At 70.7% G+C, this 15,227-nt stretch carries 13 protein-coding genes and 1 tRNA gene; 4 read left to right on the plus strand and 10 right to left on the minus strand.

Annotation, left to right across the window (positions count from 1 at the left end; all coding sequences use genetic code 11):
* The first annotated feature begins 60 nt into the window (after nt 1-60).
* Nucleotides 61-924, plus strand: a complete 864-nt coding sequence (locus tag BSB02_RS25505) for a rhomboid family intramembrane serine protease (RefSeq protein ID WP_084962665.1) — start codon at nt 61-63, stop codon at nt 922-924.
* A gap of 36 nt (nt 925-960) precedes the next feature.
* Here the strand turns inward: BSB02_RS25505 and BSB02_RS25510 are convergent, their stop codons facing one another.
* The gene (locus tag BSB02_RS25510) at nt 961-1,221 is read right to left on the minus strand and encodes a cell division protein CrgA (protein ID WP_084962975.1); all 261 of its coding nucleotides are present in this window, start codon (nt 1,219-1,221) and stop codon (nt 961-963) included.
* Nucleotides 1,222-1,455: 234 nt separating this feature from the next.
* On the opposite strand from BSB02_RS25510, the gene BSB02_RS25515 reads away from it, so the two are divergent.
* Entirely contained in the window at nt 1,456-2,040 is a 585-nt protein-coding gene (locus BSB02_RS25515; RefSeq protein WP_084962667.1) for an anthranilate synthase component II, read from the plus strand.
* Nucleotides 2,041-2,195: 155 nt separating this feature from the next.
* Here the strand turns inward: BSB02_RS25515 and pknB are convergent, their stop codons facing one another.
* The 7 genes from pknB to BSB02_RS25550 are packed head-to-tail and all read right to left on the minus strand — an operon-like array spanning nt 2,196 to nt 10,836.
* Nucleotides 2,196-4,037 (minus strand): Stk1 family PASTA domain-containing Ser/Thr kinase, encoded by a 1,842-nt coding sequence (gene pknB, locus BSB02_RS25520; RefSeq protein ID WP_084962669.1) that lies wholly within the window; start codon nt 4,035-4,037, stop codon nt 2,196-2,198.
* A 52-nt stretch (nt 4,038-4,089) separates the two neighbouring features.
* A complete protein-coding gene (locus BSB02_RS25525) occupies nt 4,090-5,472 on the minus strand; it encodes a serine/threonine-protein kinase (protein WP_084962671.1) in 1,383 nt (460 codons plus the stop codon).
* Between the two features lie 31 nt (nt 5,473-5,503).
* Nucleotides 5,504-6,967 (minus strand): peptidoglycan D,D-transpeptidase FtsI family protein, encoded by a 1,464-nt coding sequence (locus BSB02_RS25530; protein ID WP_084962673.1) that lies wholly within the window; start codon nt 6,965-6,967, stop codon nt 5,504-5,506.
* Entirely contained in the window at nt 6,964-8,310 is a 1,347-nt protein-coding gene (locus BSB02_RS25535) for an FtsW/RodA/SpoVE family cell cycle protein (RefSeq protein WP_084962675.1), read from the minus strand. Before BSB02_RS25535 ends, BSB02_RS25530 begins: the two co-directional genes overlap by 4 nt.
* Before the next feature lie 26 nt (nt 8,311-8,336).
* The gene (locus tag BSB02_RS25540; protein WP_084962677.1) at nt 8,337-9,614 is read right to left on the minus strand and encodes a Stp1/IreP family PP2C-type Ser/Thr phosphatase; all 1,278 of its coding nucleotides are present in this window, start codon (nt 9,612-9,614) and stop codon (nt 8,337-8,339) included.
* A complete protein-coding gene (locus BSB02_RS25545; protein ID WP_084962679.1) occupies nt 9,611-10,078 on the minus strand; it encodes an FHA domain-containing protein FhaB/FipA in 468 nt (155 codons plus the stop codon). Before BSB02_RS25545 ends, BSB02_RS25540 begins: the two co-directional genes overlap by 4 nt.
* 17 nt (nt 10,079-10,095) lie before the next feature.
* On the minus strand, nt 10,096-10,836 hold the full coding sequence (locus BSB02_RS25550; RefSeq protein WP_084962680.1) for an FhaA domain-containing protein: 741 nt from the start codon (nt 10,834-10,836) through the stop codon (nt 10,096-10,098).
* 197 nt (nt 10,837-11,033) lie between these two features.
* On the opposite strand from BSB02_RS25550, the gene BSB02_RS25555 reads away from it, so the two are divergent.
* Nucleotides 11,034-11,116, plus strand: a tRNA-Leu gene (locus tag BSB02_RS25555).
* A gap of 277 nt (nt 11,117-11,393) precedes the next feature.
* On the opposite strand, the gene BSB02_RS25560 is transcribed toward BSB02_RS25555, so the two are convergent.
* Nucleotides 11,394-12,404, minus strand: a complete 1,011-nt coding sequence (locus tag BSB02_RS25560; protein ID WP_084962682.1) for a CNNM domain-containing protein — start codon at nt 12,402-12,404, stop codon at nt 11,394-11,396.
* Nucleotides 12,401-13,726, minus strand: coding sequence for a hemolysin family protein (locus BSB02_RS25565; protein WP_084962685.1), 1,326 nt, complete (start codon nt 13,724-13,726; stop codon nt 12,401-12,403). The genes BSB02_RS25560 and BSB02_RS25565 overlap by 4 nt, the downstream gene beginning before the upstream one ends.
* A 213-nt stretch (nt 13,727-13,939) precedes the next feature.
* Here BSB02_RS25565 and BSB02_RS25570 point away from each other — a divergent pair, with 213 nt between their 5' ends.
* Nucleotides 13,940-15,163, plus strand: a complete 1,224-nt coding sequence (locus BSB02_RS25570) for an LCP family protein (RefSeq protein ID WP_240506651.1) — start codon at nt 13,940-13,942, stop codon at nt 15,161-15,163.
* Nucleotides 15,164-15,227: the final 64 nt, after the last annotated feature.

Raw genomic sequence — 15,227 nt, forward strand, 5'->3', positions numbered from 1 at the left:
CCCCGACTTGACAACACGCGGTGGGCCTTAACTACCCGGCATTGGATCTAGGCTGGCTCCATGACGAGTCAGCCTGCCCAGCCCTCGGAGACGGTGCCCACCTGTTACCGCCACGCCGACCGTGAGACCTGGGTCCGCTGCCAGCGCTGCGACCGCCCGATCTGTCCCGACTGCATGCGCGACGCCGCCGTCGGCTTCCAGTGCCCCGAGTGCGTGGCCGAGGGCAACAAGACGGTACGGCAGGCGCAGACCGTCTTCGGCGGCCGGCCGGTCGCCACGCCGTACGTCACGTGGACCATCCTGGGCGCGGTCCTGGTGGCGTTCGCGGCGCAGTACCTCACCGGCGACGTGGTCACCGCCGAGCTGGCCATGAACGTCGCCGCGGTGGCCGGCCTCGACCAGTACTACCGCATGATCACCAGTGCGTTCCTGCACTTCGGCATCATGCACATCCTGTTCAACGGCTGGGCCATCTGGGCCATCGGCCCCTCGCTGGAGCGGGCCTTCGGCCACGTCAGGTTCGCGGCGCTCTACCTGCTGAGCGCGTTCGGCGGCAGCGTCATGAGCTACTGGTTCGACGCGCCCAACGTGTGGAGCGCGGGCGCGTCGGGCGCCGTCTACGGCCTGTTCGCCGCGATCTTCATCGTGGGCCGCAGGCTCAGGTTCGACGTGCGCGGCGTGGTCGTCATCATCGCCCTCAACCTGGCGATCACGTTCCTGCCGTGGCTCATCCCCGGCGTCTTCGGCTTCCGCCTCAGCTGGACGGCCCACGTGGGCGGCCTGATCACCGGAGCGGTGGTGTCGGCCGCGCTGGCCTACGCTCCCCGGGCCAACCGCACGCTGGTGCAGACGGTGGCGCTGGTGGGGGTGGCGGTTCTGCTCGTCGGGCTGACGGTGGTCAGAACCGCGCAGCTGGCCGGCTGAACCTTCCCCAGGGTGTGGAAAAGACTGTGGAAAGAACTAACGCCACCGGGTGGAAAGCACCACACCGAAGATGATGAAAGCAAACCCGATGCCGAGGTTCCAGTTGCCGAGATCGGTCATCAGCGGAACGCGGACGCTGGCCACGTTGGTGACATAGAACACCGCGATCCACAGAATGCCGATAATCCACGCGGCTACCATGGTCGGCGCGAGCCAGCGCGGGCTCAGCTTGACCTCTTGGGCCTTCTTCGGCGGCGTGTAGACCGCCTTCTTGTTGCGCGACTTGGACTTGGGCACGGTCACTCCTGCTGGTGGCCTGGGCATCCGGATCATCCACAGGCTCTGCGTTAAGCGTAGTTGAAGCCTGGCCAAGGATAGTCGCCACGGCCGTGTCGTGGCGATTTCGAGTCCTACGGCGATCGGGCTCGGCCCGGTCGCGGCGGCGGGAGCCGTACTCTGGTATGTGGCCCTTCCATGCCCGAACCGGATGCCCGAGCCAGCGGTGCCGATCGACGAGGTGACCGTCCGCCAGTGAACCCCCGCGTGCTCGTCGTGGACAACCACGACAGCTTCGTCCACACGATCGTGCAGTACCTGCGCCTGCTCGGCGCCGACTGCGACGTACGGCCGCGCGACGTCGTGTCCGTGTCCGACGCTCGCGGCTTCCACGGCGTCCTCGTCAGCCCCGGCCCCGGCACCCCGGAGGCGTCGGGCGTGAGCCTGGCCCTGGTCCACCACGCGATCGAGCACGGCGTGCCCCTGCTGGGCGTGTGCCTCGGCCACCAGGCCATCGCCGCCGCCCTGGGCGCCACGGTGGCCCGCGCGCCCGAGCTCATGCACGGGCTGACCAGCGACGTCCACCACGACGGCCGCTCGGTGTTCAAGGGGCTGCCGTCACCGGTGCGCATGACCCGCTACCACTCGCTCGCCGTCGTCCGGCCGACCCTGCCCGAGGAGCTGGAGGTCACGGCGGAGACGGCCGACGGCGTCGTCATGGGGCTGCGCCACCGCGAGGCGCCCGTGGAGGGCATCCAGTTCCACCCCGAGTCGGTGCTGTCCGAGCACGGGCACCGGCTGCTCGGAAACTGGCTCGAAGGACTCGAGGAAGTCGTGTAACGCTCGGGCTCTTCGCGACGACTTACTGGGTGAGCGTCCCCGCCGTTGCCCCCGAGCGGCGGGGACGTTCCCATGTCCCGGCCCCCTCAATCGGCCGCTGAACAAACGGGAAAGGCCCCCGAGCCGTCGCTCGGGGGCCTTTCCCGTCGGTTTCGTCAGCCGTCACCGCCCTGGTCCTCCGGGTTTTCCTCCGGGGGCCACGGGGTCTGGTCGTCGGTCGGCTGGTCGGTCGGCTCGTCGCTGGGGCCGAGCGTCGGCTCCTGGGTGGGCTCCGGCACGCCGGAGGAGACCACGATCGTCACCGTCGTGCCGGGCAGCAGCATCGTCTCCGGCGGCGGGTTCTGCGAGATGACCGTGCCCTGGAGGATCTGGTCTGACGGCTGCTCGACGACCTTCACCTTGAAGCCGGCGTCCTTGAGCTGCTTGACGGCGTCCTTCTGGTCCAGGTTCTGCACGTCGGGCACGGGCACGCGCTCCCGCGGGACGAACAGCGTGACCGTGTCGCCCTTGTTGACGTCCGCGCCGGCCTTCGGGTCGGTGTCGAACACCTTGCCCTGCTCCCGCGAGGAGTTCTTCTGCTGCACCTGGCCCTTCAGCCCGGCGGCGGCGAGGATGTCCATGGCCTCCTGCGGCGTCTTGCCGACGAGGCCGCCGGGCACGGCGACCTTCTCCACGCCCTTGGAGACGAACAGCGTGACCGTGTCGCCCTTGTTGACCTTGGCGCCCTCGGCCGGGTCGGTCTTGATGACCTTGCCGGCGTCGACCTCGTCGTTGTACTCCTCGGTGACCTTGGGCTCCAGCCCCAGGGCCCTGAGCTCGGCCTTCGCGGCCTCGACCTCCAGGTTGGCCACCGAGGGCACGGTCAGCGTCGTGGTCTGCTGCCCGCCGCCGTCGGAGGTGAACAGCTTGTAGCCGGCGAAGATGAACGCGCCGATGATCAGCAGCGGGATCACGATCCACGCGAGGGTCTTGGCCACCTTCGCGCCGCCACCGCCGCCTCCGGCCGCCCGCCTGCGCCCGACGCGCCCGGTCTCGGCGTCGCCGTACTCGTACGGCGGGATGGCTCCGGTGCGCTGGGTGGCGGGACCGGCCTGGGTCGGCGAGGTCATCATCCGGGTGCCGGAGGTGGCCATCGCCATGGTCTGCGCGTCGACCGGCATGCCGGACAGCGCCCGCTGGATGTCGGCCCGCATCTCCGCGGCGCTCTGGTAGCGGTGCGCCGGATCCTTGGCCATGGCCTTGAGCACGATGGCGTCGGCCCACTTGGGGATCTCGGGGTCGATCTGCGACGGCGGGATCGGCTCCTCGCGGACGTGCTGGTAGGCGATCGCGACGGGGGAGTCGCCGGTGAACGGCGGCTGCCCGGTCAGCAGCTCGTACAGCACGCAGCCGGTGGAGTAGATGTCGCTGCGGGCGTCGACCCGCTCGCCGCGCGCCTGCTCGGGTGACAGGTACTGCGCCGTGCCGATCACCTGCGCGGTCTGCGTCATCGTGGCGGCCGAGTCGGCCATCGCGCGGGCGATGCCGAAGTCCATCACCTTGACGTCGCCGCTGCGGGTGATCATGACGTTCGCCGGCTTGATGTCGCGGTGGACGATGCCGCCGCGGTGGCTGTAGTCCAGCGCCCGCAGGATCCCGTCGACCAGCTCCATCGCCCGCTCGGGCAGCAGCCGGCGGTCCTGCCGCAGGATGTCGCGCAGCGTGCGGCCGTCGACGTACTCCATCACGATGTACGGCACCGGCGTGCCGTCGGTGACGTCCTCGCCGGTGTCGTAGACGGCCACCACGGCCGGATGGTTCAGCGACGCCGCGGACTGGGCCTCGCGGCGGAACCGGGCCTGGAACGTTTGGTCACGTGCGAGATCGGACCTCAGCGTCTTGATCGCGACAATTCGGTCCAGCCGGATGTCCCTGGCGCGATAGACCTCGGCCATGCCGCCGCGCCCGACGACACCGTCGAGCTCGTAGCGACCTCCGAGGAGCCGAGGCTGAGTCATTTCCTGCACTGTCCCTTACCGTTCATCATCGGGTGCCGGCCGCGCTGTGACCTCATAGCGGCCACCGGTCTCCATCATCGACCCCGCGACCCATCGCGTGTGCTCCTTCGGCCGGTTTTGTGTCGCCTGGGTCCGGCGAGGCCGTCGGTGACGAGGTGGTCGGCGTCGGGGTGGGGGTCGACGATGGTGTGCGTGTCGGGGTTCTGGTCGGCGTCGGTGTCGGCTTGTTCGTCGTCGGCGGCCTCTCGGGAGTCGGCGTAGTGCTTACGGTAGCCGACCGTGAGGGTACCGGCTTAGCCGACGTGACCGGAACCGTCGGGCTCCGCCGCGGTGGTGCCGTTTTCTTGATGCTCTTTGTCGGGGGTTTTGTAGTGACCGATTTGGAGGGGGAGGCCGTCTGCGACGGGTCCGCCACCGAGGGTGGGCCGCCCCGCTCCACGAGCGCCGCGGCGAGCGCGCCGAGACCCACCACCGCCGCGCATCCCGCCGTGGCGACCACCACCTTCGTACGGCGGCGTCCCCTCCGCGGCCCCTCGCCCAGCCGTACGGTGGCCACGGGCCGGTCGGGCTCCTGGCGCACGGGGAAGCCGGAGGGGTCGGTCAGCATGCTCAGCTCGGTGAGGTGCTGGGTGCCCGCCAGGGTCTCGCGGAGCGCGGCCGCCTGGTCGGCGAGCTCCATGGCCGTGGCCGGCCGCCGCCCGGGATCCTTCGACAGCAGCCGCATGACCAGCTCGCGGACCGGGGCGGGGACGTCCACGCCCAGGGGCGGCGGCTGCTCGTTCAGGTGCCGCAGGGCGATCGCCACCTGGGTGTCGCCGGTGAACGGCGGGCGCCCGGCCAGGCACTCGTAGGCCACGACGCCCAGGGAGTACAGGTCGGTCGCCGGGGTGAGCGGCAGCCCCTGGGCCTGCTCGGGGCTGACGTACTGGGCCGTGCCCAGCACGGTGCCGGTCTGGGTGACGGGGGCGGCCTCCATCGCCCTGGCGATGCCGAAGTCGGTGATCTTGATGGTGCCCTCGGGCGTCACCAGCAGGTTGCCCGGCTTGATGTCGCGGTGGATCACCCCGGCCGCGTGGGCGGTGTGCAGCGCCCTGGCCGTCTGGTGCAGCACGTCCAGCGTCACCTCGGGCCCCAGGACGGGGTTGCGCGCCAGGATGGCCGACAGCGACTCGCCGTGCACCAGCTCCATCACCAGGAAGGCCAGGTCGTCCTGCTCGCCGTAGTCGTAGACCTGGGCGATGCCGGGATCGGCCAGGCCGGCCGTGATGCGGGCCTCGTTGCGGAAGCGCGCCACGAACGAGGCGTCGTGCTTGTGCAGCAGCTTGACCGCCACCTCGCGGCCGAGCAGCTCGTCGCGGGCACGCCAGACCTCGCCCATGCCACCCCGCGCGATGCGGGACAGCAACAGGTAACGGCCGCCGAGACTCGTGCTCATCGGCCGCTCACTGCTGCTTCCCGTGACGGGCTCACTGGTTGAGCACCGCCTCCATCACGACCTTGGCGATGGGCGCGGCCACGCCGCCGCCCGTCGCCTCCGCGCCGACGCTGGCCGCGCCGGACTCCACCAGCACCGCCACCGCGATCTTGGGGTTCTCGGCGGGCGCGAAGCCGATGAACCAGGCGTGCGGCGGCTGGCCCTTGGCCGTCTCGGCGGTGCCGGTCTTGCCGCCCACCGCGACGCCGGGGATCTGGGCGTTCTTCGCGGTGCCGTTGTTGACGACGCTGACCATCATGTCGCGCAGCTTGCGGGCGTTGTCGGCGCTCATGGCCTCCGACAGCTCCTGCGGGTCGGCCGCATCGATCTCGTCGCCCTTGGCGTCGGTGACCTTGTTGACCAGGTAGGGCTTCATGACCTTGCCGTCGTTGACGACGCCGGCCGCGATCATCGCCATCTGCAGCGGGGTCATCTGCGTGCTGCGCTGGCCGATCGCGGTCATGGCGATGGCGGCCGGGTCCTCCTGCGGGCCGATGTCGCTGGGCGCCACGGACATGGGGATGCCGATCCGCTGCCGGATGCCGAACTTCTGGGACTGCTCCAGCATCTTGTCGTAGCCCAGGTCCAGAGCGATCTTGCCGAACGGCGTGTTGCAGGACTTCTCCAGCGCGTACACCATCGGCGGCCGGCCGTCGCCGCACGCCGCGCCGCCGTAGTTGGGCAGCTGGTGGCTGGTCTGCGGCAGCGACAGCCGGACCGGCGCCTCGACCGGGGTCTGCGCGTCGCGGCTGGAGTCCTCCTCCAGCCACGCGGCCGTGGCGACCACCTTGAAGGTCGAGCCGGGCGCGTAGGTGCGGTCGATGGTGCGGTTGAGCAGCGGCTGGGACTTGTCCTTGGCCAGCTCGTCGTAGCGCTGGAAGACCGGCTGCTTCTGCGGCTTGGACAACTCCGCCGGGTCGTAGGTGGGCAGCGACACCATGGCCAGGATGGCGCCGGTCCTGGGGTCGAGCGCCACGACCGCGCCGCGCTTGCCCTCCTGGCGCAGCGCGTCGTAGGCGGCCTTCTGCGCCCTCGGGTTGAGGGTCAGGTCGACGTTGGCGCCCCTGGTCGGCTCGCCGGTGAACAGGTCGATGCTGCGCCGCAGCAGCAGGTCGGGGCTGGAGCCGTCGAGCAGCTCGTTGGTGGCCTTCTCGATGCCCGACTCGCTCTCGGGCGAGAAGAAGCCGGTCACGTGCGCGTACAGCGGGCCTTCCGGGTACTCCCGCAGGAAGCGGAAGTCGCCCTTGTCGGTCTCCACCGACTGGGCGAGGATCACGTCGCCGCCCGCGGTGATGCGGCCCCGCTGGACCTCGTAGCGCTCGAAGTAGTTGCGCTGGTTGCGGGTGTCCTCCTCGAGGTCGGAGGCCCTGACCGCCTGCAGGTAGTTGGCGTTGATCATGAGCAGCGCGAACATGGCCAGGCAGGCCACCGCGGTCCGCTTGAGCGTGCCGTTCATCGCTGGAACACCTGCGTCAATCCTTCGTTCTGGATCGCCTGGGGCGGGGGGCGTCTCGCGGCATCCGACATGCGTACCAGGAGCGCGATAAGGACCCAGTTAGCGAGCAGGGCGGAACCGCCCTGGGACATGAACGGGGTGACCAGTCCGGTCAGCGGGATGAGGTTGGTCACGCCGCCGACGATGATGAACACCTGCCAGGCCAGCAGGAACGACAGGCCGCCGGCCAGCAGCTTGGAGAACGGGTCGCGCGCCGACAGCGAGGTGCGCAGGCCGCGCTCCACGATCAGCGCGTAGACCATGAGGATCGCCATCACGCCGGTCAGGCCCAGCTCCTCGCCCACGGCGGCGAAGATGAAGTCGGAGAACGACAGCGGGATCAGGCTGGGGTGCCCCTGCCCGAGCCCGGTGCCGAGGATGCCGCCCGCGCCCATGGCGAACAGGCCCTGCATGAGCTGCTCGCTGCCGCCCACCTTGCGGAACAGCTCGTCGTTCTCCGGGTTCAGCCACACGTCGATGCGCTGCTGCACGTGGTCGAAGAGCTGGCTGGCCACGAACGCGCCGCCGACGAACAGCAGGATGCCGATGAGCACCCACGACGTGCGCTGCGTGGCGATGTAGAGCATCACGATGAACGTGCCGAACAGCAGCAGCGAGGAGCCCAGGTCCTTCTGCATGACCAGCACGCCCAGGCTGACGCCCCAGGTGATGAGCACCGGGCCGAGGTCGCGGGCGCGGGGCAGGTCGATGAACAGCAGCCGCCGTCCCGCCAGCGCCAGCACGTCGCGCTTGGCCACCAGGTAGCCGGCGAAGAACACCACCAGGGCGAGCTTGGCGAACTCGGCCGGCTGGATGGTGGCGGGGCCGAAGCCGATCCAGATCCGTGCGCCGTTGATCTCCTTGCCCAGGCCCGGAATGAGCGGCGAGACCAGCAGGAACAGGCCGATGAAGCCGGAGGTGTAGGTCAGGCGCTGCAGGGCGCGATGGTCGCGCAACGCGATCAGGGTGACGGTGAACAGCACCACCCCGGCGCCGGTCATGATGAGCTGGTTGGTGGCCGAGGCGAGGTCCTCGCCGCCCCGCTCGATCCGGTAGATCATCACCAGCCCGATGCCGTTGACCAGCGTCACCAGCGGCAGCAGCAGCGGGTCCGCCCAGGGGGCGAACCTGGCCAGCACGAGGTAGGCGGCCAGCATCAACCCGCCCAGGCCCAGGCCGTACGTCAGCATGCCCGACGGGATCTGCTCGTCGATGGCCAGGCCCACGTTGGCGTAGGCGACCATGACGATCAGCACGGCGAAGGCCAGCATGACCAGCTGGGCCACACGCCGCTTGGCCGGCATGGGGACGGGGGCAGCAACCACTTCGCTCACCTGTTGGTCTTCTTCGTGGGGGACGCGCTGGGGGATGGCGTGGCTGTTGCGCTCGGTTTCGTGGTCGGCTTGGCCGTGGGGGTGGGAGTGGGGAACCTCAGCGCGGCGATCGTCTCCAGCCCGTCGGGGATGCTGGCGACGGGGATGCCGTCCACGACGGAGGCCTGCTCGGCGGCGGGCAGGCCCTTGAGGCTGAGGCCGGTGCCCTTGGCCACGGAGTACAGCTTGATCGGCCCGATCTCCTGCTGGATGCCGCGGTAGACCACCACCTCGTCGTCTCGGGCCCCGACGAAGTAGTGGTCCTGCGTCCAGCTGTAGCCGAAGTAGCCGCCGACCCCCAGCACGACCACGACAGCGGTGACCAGCACCGGCCAGACCCGGCGACGCCGTACCGGCGGGGGGACCGGCTCGTAGTCGTCGTCGAGGATGGCCGGCTGGGGTGCGGTCACCGCGTTGGATCGCCCCGGCGGCCCCGCCTGGGTGTCGCCTCTGAGCCGGTTGGCGCCGGCCGCGCCGACGATCGCCACCTCGCTGGGCGGCAGCTCGTAGCCCTCGCCGATCTCCAGGACGTCGGCCACCACGCAGGTGATGTTGTCGGGGCCGCCGCCCCGGTTGGCCAGGTCGATGAGCTGGCGGACGACCTCGTCGGGGTCGTCGATGTTGGTCAGCGTGGCGTGCAGCGTCTCGGCGCTCACCACGCCGGACAGGCCGTCGGAGCACAGCAGGTAGCGGTCGCCCACCTGCGCCTCGCGCAACGCCAGGTCGGGGCGGACCTCCTCGCTGCCGTCGAGCGCCTTCAGCAGGATGGAGCGCTGCGGATGCGTCGCGGCCTCCTCCGGCGTGATGCGGCCGTCATCGACGAGCTGCTGCACCAGCGTGTGGTCGTGGGTGATCTGGTACAGCTCGCCGCGCCGGAGCAGGTAGGCCCGGGAGTCGCCCACGTGGACCAGGGCGACCTGCGTGCCGTTCCACAGCATGGCGGTGAGGGTGGTGCCCATCCCCTTGAGCGAGGGGTCGCGGCCGACCATCTCGTGCAGCTTGCGGTTGGCGTCCTGGACGGCGGCCTCGATGGCGTCGAGGAGGTCGACCCCGTGGGCCTCCTCCAGGGAGGCCATGGCGGCGATGGCGACCGAGCTGGCCACCTCGCCGTGTGCGTGCCCGCCCATGCCGTCGGCGACGGCAAGCAGGCGTCCGCTGGCGTACGCCGAGTCCTCGTTCCCTTCGCGGAGGAGGCCGACGTCCGAGCGGGCGGCGTAGCGGAGTGCGATGGTCATTTGCGCAATTCAATGACTGTCTTGCCGACCCGGATGGGCACTCCGAGCGGCACGGGGGTCGGGCGGGTGACTTTCGAGCGGTCCAGATACGTGCCGTTCGTCGAACCGAGATCTTCCACGATCCACTGACCGTCCTGGGGGAAGAGCCGGGCGTGCCGGCTGGATGCGTAGTCGTCGTTGACGACCAGCGTGGCGTCGGCCGCCCTGCCGATGGTGATGGGCGACTCCGAGAGCGTGATGGTGGTGCCCTGCAAGGGGCCACCGGTGACAACGAGCTGGCGGGGCTCCCCCTTCTTGGGCTTCGCGGCGGGCCTGGACGGCTTGGCGGCCTTGCGCGGCGCTGTGGCCGGCGCCGTGCGCGAGCCGAACAGATCCGTGCGGATCACGCCGACTGCGGCAATGACGAAGAACCACAGCACCGCCAGGAAGGCGAGCCGGATCAGCAGCAGCGTGAGCTCGGACATGGACCGTTTGTCTACCCCTAATCGCGCCGGAACACCAGAGTCGTGCGCCCCAACGTCACTCGCGTGCCGTTCTGGAGCTCGATCCTGCGTACCGGCTGGCCGTTGACGAAAGTGCCGTTCGTGGAGCCCAGGTCGACGAGCACGACCTGCGGCCCCTCCACGCGCAGCTCGGCGTGGTGACGGGACACGCCCGGATCGACGAGACGAAGATCACAGTCGGTGCCCCTGCCCAGCAGGGTGACCGGAGTGGTCAGCTCGTAGGAGCGGTCGCCCTGCGGGTCGTCCTGGGTGGACACCAGCAGCCTCGGCCGGCCCGGGAAGGCGTGCGGACGCGAGGGCGGCAGGTCGCTGACGGGCTGGCGGATCTCGTCCTGCTCGACCGTGGCGCCGCGGATGACGCCCGAGCGGATCCGAAACAGCCCCACGGCCAGGTCGGCCGCCGTCTCGAAGCGGACCCTGACGGGCCCCACGAACGAGTAGCCCTGCTCCTTGGCGTACTCCCTGGCGAGGTTGGCCAGCTCGTGGCTGATGCTGTCGGCGTAGACCTCCAGCCGCTCGCTGTCGGTGGTCGACAGCTCCACCACGAAGTCGTTGGGCACGAGTGTGCGCCCCTGCGCCACGATGGCCGCCCGCTCGTCCATCTCCCGCTGAACCGCGCTGGCGACCTCCACCGGCTGCAGGTCGGACTTGAACGCCCGCGCGAAGGCGCCCTCAACCAAGCCCTCGAGCCTTCGCTCGAAGCGCTGAAGGACTCCCACCGGGTGTACCTCCCTCTCGTGCACGTGAGGCCTGCTGGTTGTGCCGGCAAGCCCGGCACCCTGCCTCCTTCCACGGGCGCGTGGACTCTGGCGCCTCGCCTCCGCGCCCTGCTCCTCCGCTCCCGTGTCTTATGCGATCGTATCCGGGTTCAGTACCACCAGCCGATCCGTGCTACTGTTTCTCCGCACCCAACAACGGGCGGGTGGCGGAACGGCAGACGCGCACGGTTCAGGTCCGTGTGTCCGAGAGGACGTGAGGGTTCAAATCCCTCCTCGCCCACACGGTTCGACCCAGTGGCTTGTGGCGGCGATCCCAGCATCGCTCCCGCAGGCCACTTCGTCGTTTGACGGCAAGGATGCCCCCGCACCCCGGTCGCCGACCGGAACCGGCAGACCCACAGTGACGAAACAAGGCCCCGGTTCGCAAGAGCCGGGGCCTTGTTTCGTCAGCATGCGTGTCCTCGCATCAGTCTCCGGTGAGACGAGGCTAACACCGGCGCCTTGCGTCACGCTTTCAGATCGCTTGAACGGTTTCGCGCAGAGCTGAAAACCGCACGTCAGGCGGCACGGGTGTCGAGCAGCTCGCCCAGCAGGTCGGCGAGGCTCACCATGCCGATGACCGTGCCGTCGCCGCCCGTCACCAGCGCCAGGTGAGCCCTGGCGTCCTGCAGGGCAGCCACCGCCTCCGGCACCTGCGTCACGCAGGGCAGGCGCGGCATCGGCCGGGCCAGCTCGGCCGCCGTCGCCTCCGGCCGCAGCACGGCGTCGCGCGCGTGCAGCACGCCCAGCACGCCGGCGGGCTCGCCCACCAGCAGGCGCAGGTGGCCGCTGCTCGCCGCGACGTGCTTGATCTGCTGGGAGCCGGCCGAGGCGGGCACGAAGACGGCCTTGTCGATCGGCACCATGAGCCGCTCGACGCCCTCGGCCTCCAGCCGCAGGGCGCGCGTGAGCAGGTCGTGCTCCTCCCGGTCCAGCAGGCCCATCCGTCCCGACTCGCCCACCAGCATGGCCAGCTGGCGCGGCGTCCTGGTGGTGGCCAGCTCGTTGCGCGCCCGCACGCCGAAGGCGTGCAGCAGCAGGTTGGTCAGGCCGTTGAGCGACCACAGCAGCGGCCGCATGAGCCAGGTGAAGGACCGGAACGGCACCGTGAGCACCATGGCGGCCAGCTCGGGGTGCGTCAGCGCCCACGACTTCGGCGCCATCTCGCCGACGACCATGTGCAGGAACGTGACCAGGGCCAGCGCCAGCGTCAGCGAGACGGGCACCCGGAAGGCCTCGGGCACGCCCAGCGCGGCGAACACCGGCTCCAGGCCGTGCTCGATGGCCGGCTCGGTCACCATGCCCAGGCCCAGCGTGCACAGCGTGATGCCGAGCTGCGCCCCGGCCAGCATGAGGCCGAGCTGCCGGCTGCCGGTGGCCGCCGACTTGGCGACGAACCTGGTGAACCGGCCGCCGCCGGCCATCTCCTCCAGCCGGTGCCGCCGGGCCGCGACGAAGGCGAACTCCGCCGCGACGAACAGCGCGTTGCCGGCCAGGAGCGCGAGGCTGAGGAGGATCATGCCGATCATCGCGCGACCTCCACCCGCGCCGGCGCCAGCCGTACCCACTCGGGAACGCGGCGGTGCAGCGAGAGCACCGTCAGCACCGCGTGCTGGTCCTGCGGCTCGTCGTCGAACGGGTCGACCTCCGGCGTCAGCTCCACGGTCACCGTGTCGCCGGGCTCGGGCATCCGGCCCAGCCGGGCCAGCACGAGGCCGGCCACGGTGTCGTAGTCGTCGCTCTCCGGCAGCGCGACGCCGGTCGCGCGCTCGACCTCGTCGAGGCGGAGCGTGCCGGGGACGTCCCACACGCCGCCCGGCTGCTCGATCGCGCCCAGCGGCTCGGGGTCGCTCTCGTCCACGAGCTCGCCGACCAGCTCCTCGGCCAGGTCCTCGACCGTGATGACGCCGGCCAGCCCGCCGTACTCGTCGATCACGCAGACCAGGTCCTGCCTGGCCTGCCGCATCCGCTCCAGGACGGCGGGCAGCGGCAGGGAGTCGGGCACCAGGACGGCCGGCCGGGTGATCTGGCTGACCAGCCCGGCCTCCTGGCCGGAGGCCAGCAGCTCCCGCACGCCCGTGACGCCTGCGACGTCGCCGTCGGCGCCCAGCACGGGGAAGCGCGAGTGGCCGCTGCGGCGCATGCATTCGACGAGCTGCGAAATCGGCTGGTCGTCGCGCAGCGTCCGCACGCGCGGACGCGGCACCATGATCTCCTCGGCGATGCGGTCGCCGAACTCCAGCGCCCGCTCCAGCAGCTCCGACAGCCGCGGGGGCAGCTCGCCGGCCTTGGTGGACTCGGCGATGATGCGGGCCAGCTCCTCCGGCGTGGCGCCCTGCTCGACCTCCTCCACCGGCTCCACGCCCACGCGGCGCAGCAGGCCGGCGGCGGCCGAGTCGAACAGCCGGATGACGGGCCCCGCGACGGCCAGGTAGGCCAGCGTCGAGCGGGACAGCGCCTTGGCGACCGGCTCCGGCTTGGCGATGCCGAGGTTCTTGGGCAGGAGCTCGCCCATGACCATCTGCACGGCGGTGGCCGCCAGCACGCCGATGGCCACGGACACGCCCGCGGGCAGGTCGCCGAGGAGGGGGCGGACGAGGGCGGCGATCGCGGGCTCGGCCAGGAAGCCGACCAGCAGGGCGGTCACCGTGATGCCGAGCTGCGCGCCGGAGAGCATGAACGACAGCCGGGAGGTCACCTTCAGCGCCCTCTCGGCGGCGGCGTCGCCGGCGTCGGCCTGGTCGCGCAGGACGCCGCGGTCGGCGGCCACGAACGCGAACTCCTGGGCGACGAAGTAGCCGGTGGCCGCGGTGAGGAGGAACAGGGCCGCCAGGCCCAGATAGGCGCTCACCTCAGCGCGCCTTCAGACGGTCCCGTGCACGTGCACGGGCTGGTACTCCAAGGGTCCGGAGTGGACACTGTCATCCCTTCGACAATGGACGTCCATCAACGGTAACGGGGCAGGCGGGGTCAGATGTTTCCGCCGTGCCCACTGCGTACTTCTACCTCCCCAAGAATGCGACGGGCGCAGTAACGTCGAAGTCAAGCAAGGGGGGAGACCTACGTGCCAGAAGACGACCGCACCCGAGCCGTGCGCAGGCCAGAGGACAGGCGCCCATGGCCAGGCCGGTCAGATCAGCCGCCACGTGCGGCGGGCGCGCCCGCCTACCCGCTTCCGCCCGCGCCGACGGGTCCCGCCGACGACGCCCCCAGGGCGCGTTCCCGGGTGTACGGCAAGCCGCGCGAGGGCAGGAGCCCCGTCAAGCCGCTGGAGGCTCCCCGCCAGAAGGAGCCTCGCCAGAAGGAGCCTCGCGGGCCGCGCGTCCGGCGGCGCATCCGCGCCTCGACGATCCTGAAGATCCTCGCCGGGTTGCTGGTCGGGCTGCTCGTGGCCGGGATCGGGCTGTTCTTCTGGGTCGACTCCAGGATCCGCGGCATCCCCGGCGTGCTCGACGACTACGAGGGCCGCCCGGCCGACACGCCGGGCACGACCTGGCTGCTCGTCGGCTCCGACAGCCGCGAGGGCCTGACGCGCGCGCAGCAGCGCAAGCTCGCCACCGGCCGGGCCGTGGGCAAGCGCACCGACTCGATGATGCTGCTGCACATCCCCGACGGCGGCGGCAGGCCCACGCTGGTCAGCCTCCCCCGCGACTCGGCGGTCACCGTCCCCGGCATGGGGCGCAACAAGCTCAACGCCGCCTACGCGCAGGGCGGCGGCAAGCTGCTCGCCCGCACCGTGGAGGGCGTGACGGGCCTGCGGATCGACAACTACATGGAGATCGGCTTCGCGGGCTTCGTCGGCATCGTCGACGCCATCGGCGGAGTGGAGATCAACGTCGCCGAGAACATCAACGACCCCAAGGCCGGGCTGAAGCTCAAGAAGGGCAAGCAGGTGCTCAGCGGCGCCGAGGCGCTCGGCTACGTGCGCACCCGCTACAACGGCGCGCTGCCCGACTTCGAGCGGACCAAGCGGCAGCGGCAGTTCCTGGCCGCGGTGGTGCGCAAGGCGGCCAGCCCCGGCGTGCTGCTCAACCCGTTCACGTCGATCCCGCTGGCCATGAGCGCCACCGACTCGGTCGAGGTCGACTCCGGTACCGGGGCGTTCGACCTGCTGTCGCTGGGGCTGGCGATGGGCGACAGCCCGGTCACCACCGTGGTCCCCTTCGGCGGCACCGAGAGCGTGGCCGGCGGCGAGGGGATCAAGTGGGACAGGGCCAAGGCCCTGCGGCTGTTCGAGGCGCTGAAGGAGGACCAGCCGGTGCCCAAGGACGTGCTGTCGGGCGGCTGACGGGACACCTGGCCCCGATTGCCCAAGGACTGCTGTCGGGCGGCTGACGGAACCGCCCGCCGCC

Source organism: Thermoactinospora rubra, assembly GCF_002093975.1.
In the GTDB taxonomy this organism is placed as follows: Bacteria; Actinomycetota; Actinomycetes; order Streptosporangiales; family Streptosporangiaceae; genus Nonomuraea; species Nonomuraea rubra_A.

What these genes read in the sequence shown, in the direction of transcription:
- BSB02_RS25505 (WP_084962665.1), top strand. Translation starts at nt 61, where the DNA reads ATGACGAGTCAGCCTGCCCAGCCCTCGGAGACGGTGCCCACCTGTTAC.
- pknB (WP_084962669.1), bottom strand. Translation starts at nt 4,037, where the DNA reads ATGACTCAGCCTCGGCTCCTCGGAGGTCGCTACGAGCTCGACGGTGTC.
- BSB02_RS25525 (WP_084962671.1), bottom strand. Translation starts at nt 5,472, where the DNA reads ATGAGCACGAGTCTCGGCGGCCGTTACCTGTTGCTGTCCCGCATCGCG.
- BSB02_RS25530 (WP_084962673.1), bottom strand. Translation starts at nt 6,967, where the DNA reads ATGAACGGCACGCTCAAGCGGACCGCGGTGGCCTGCCTGGCCATGTTC.
- BSB02_RS25535 (WP_084962675.1), bottom strand. Translation starts at nt 8,310, where the DNA reads ATGCCGGCCAAGCGGCGTGTGGCCCAGCTGGTCATGCTGGCCTTCGCC.
- BSB02_RS25540 (WP_084962677.1), bottom strand. Translation starts at nt 9,614, where the DNA reads ATGACCATCGCACTCCGCTACGCCGCCCGCTCGGACGTCGGCCTCCTC.
- BSB02_RS25545 (WP_084962679.1), bottom strand. Translation starts at nt 10,078, where the DNA reads ATGTCCGAGCTCACGCTGCTGCTGATCCGGCTCGCCTTCCTGGCGGTG.
- BSB02_RS25560 (WP_084962682.1), bottom strand. Translation starts at nt 12,404, where the DNA reads ATGATCGGCATGATCCTCCTCAGCCTCGCGCTCCTGGCCGGCAACGCG.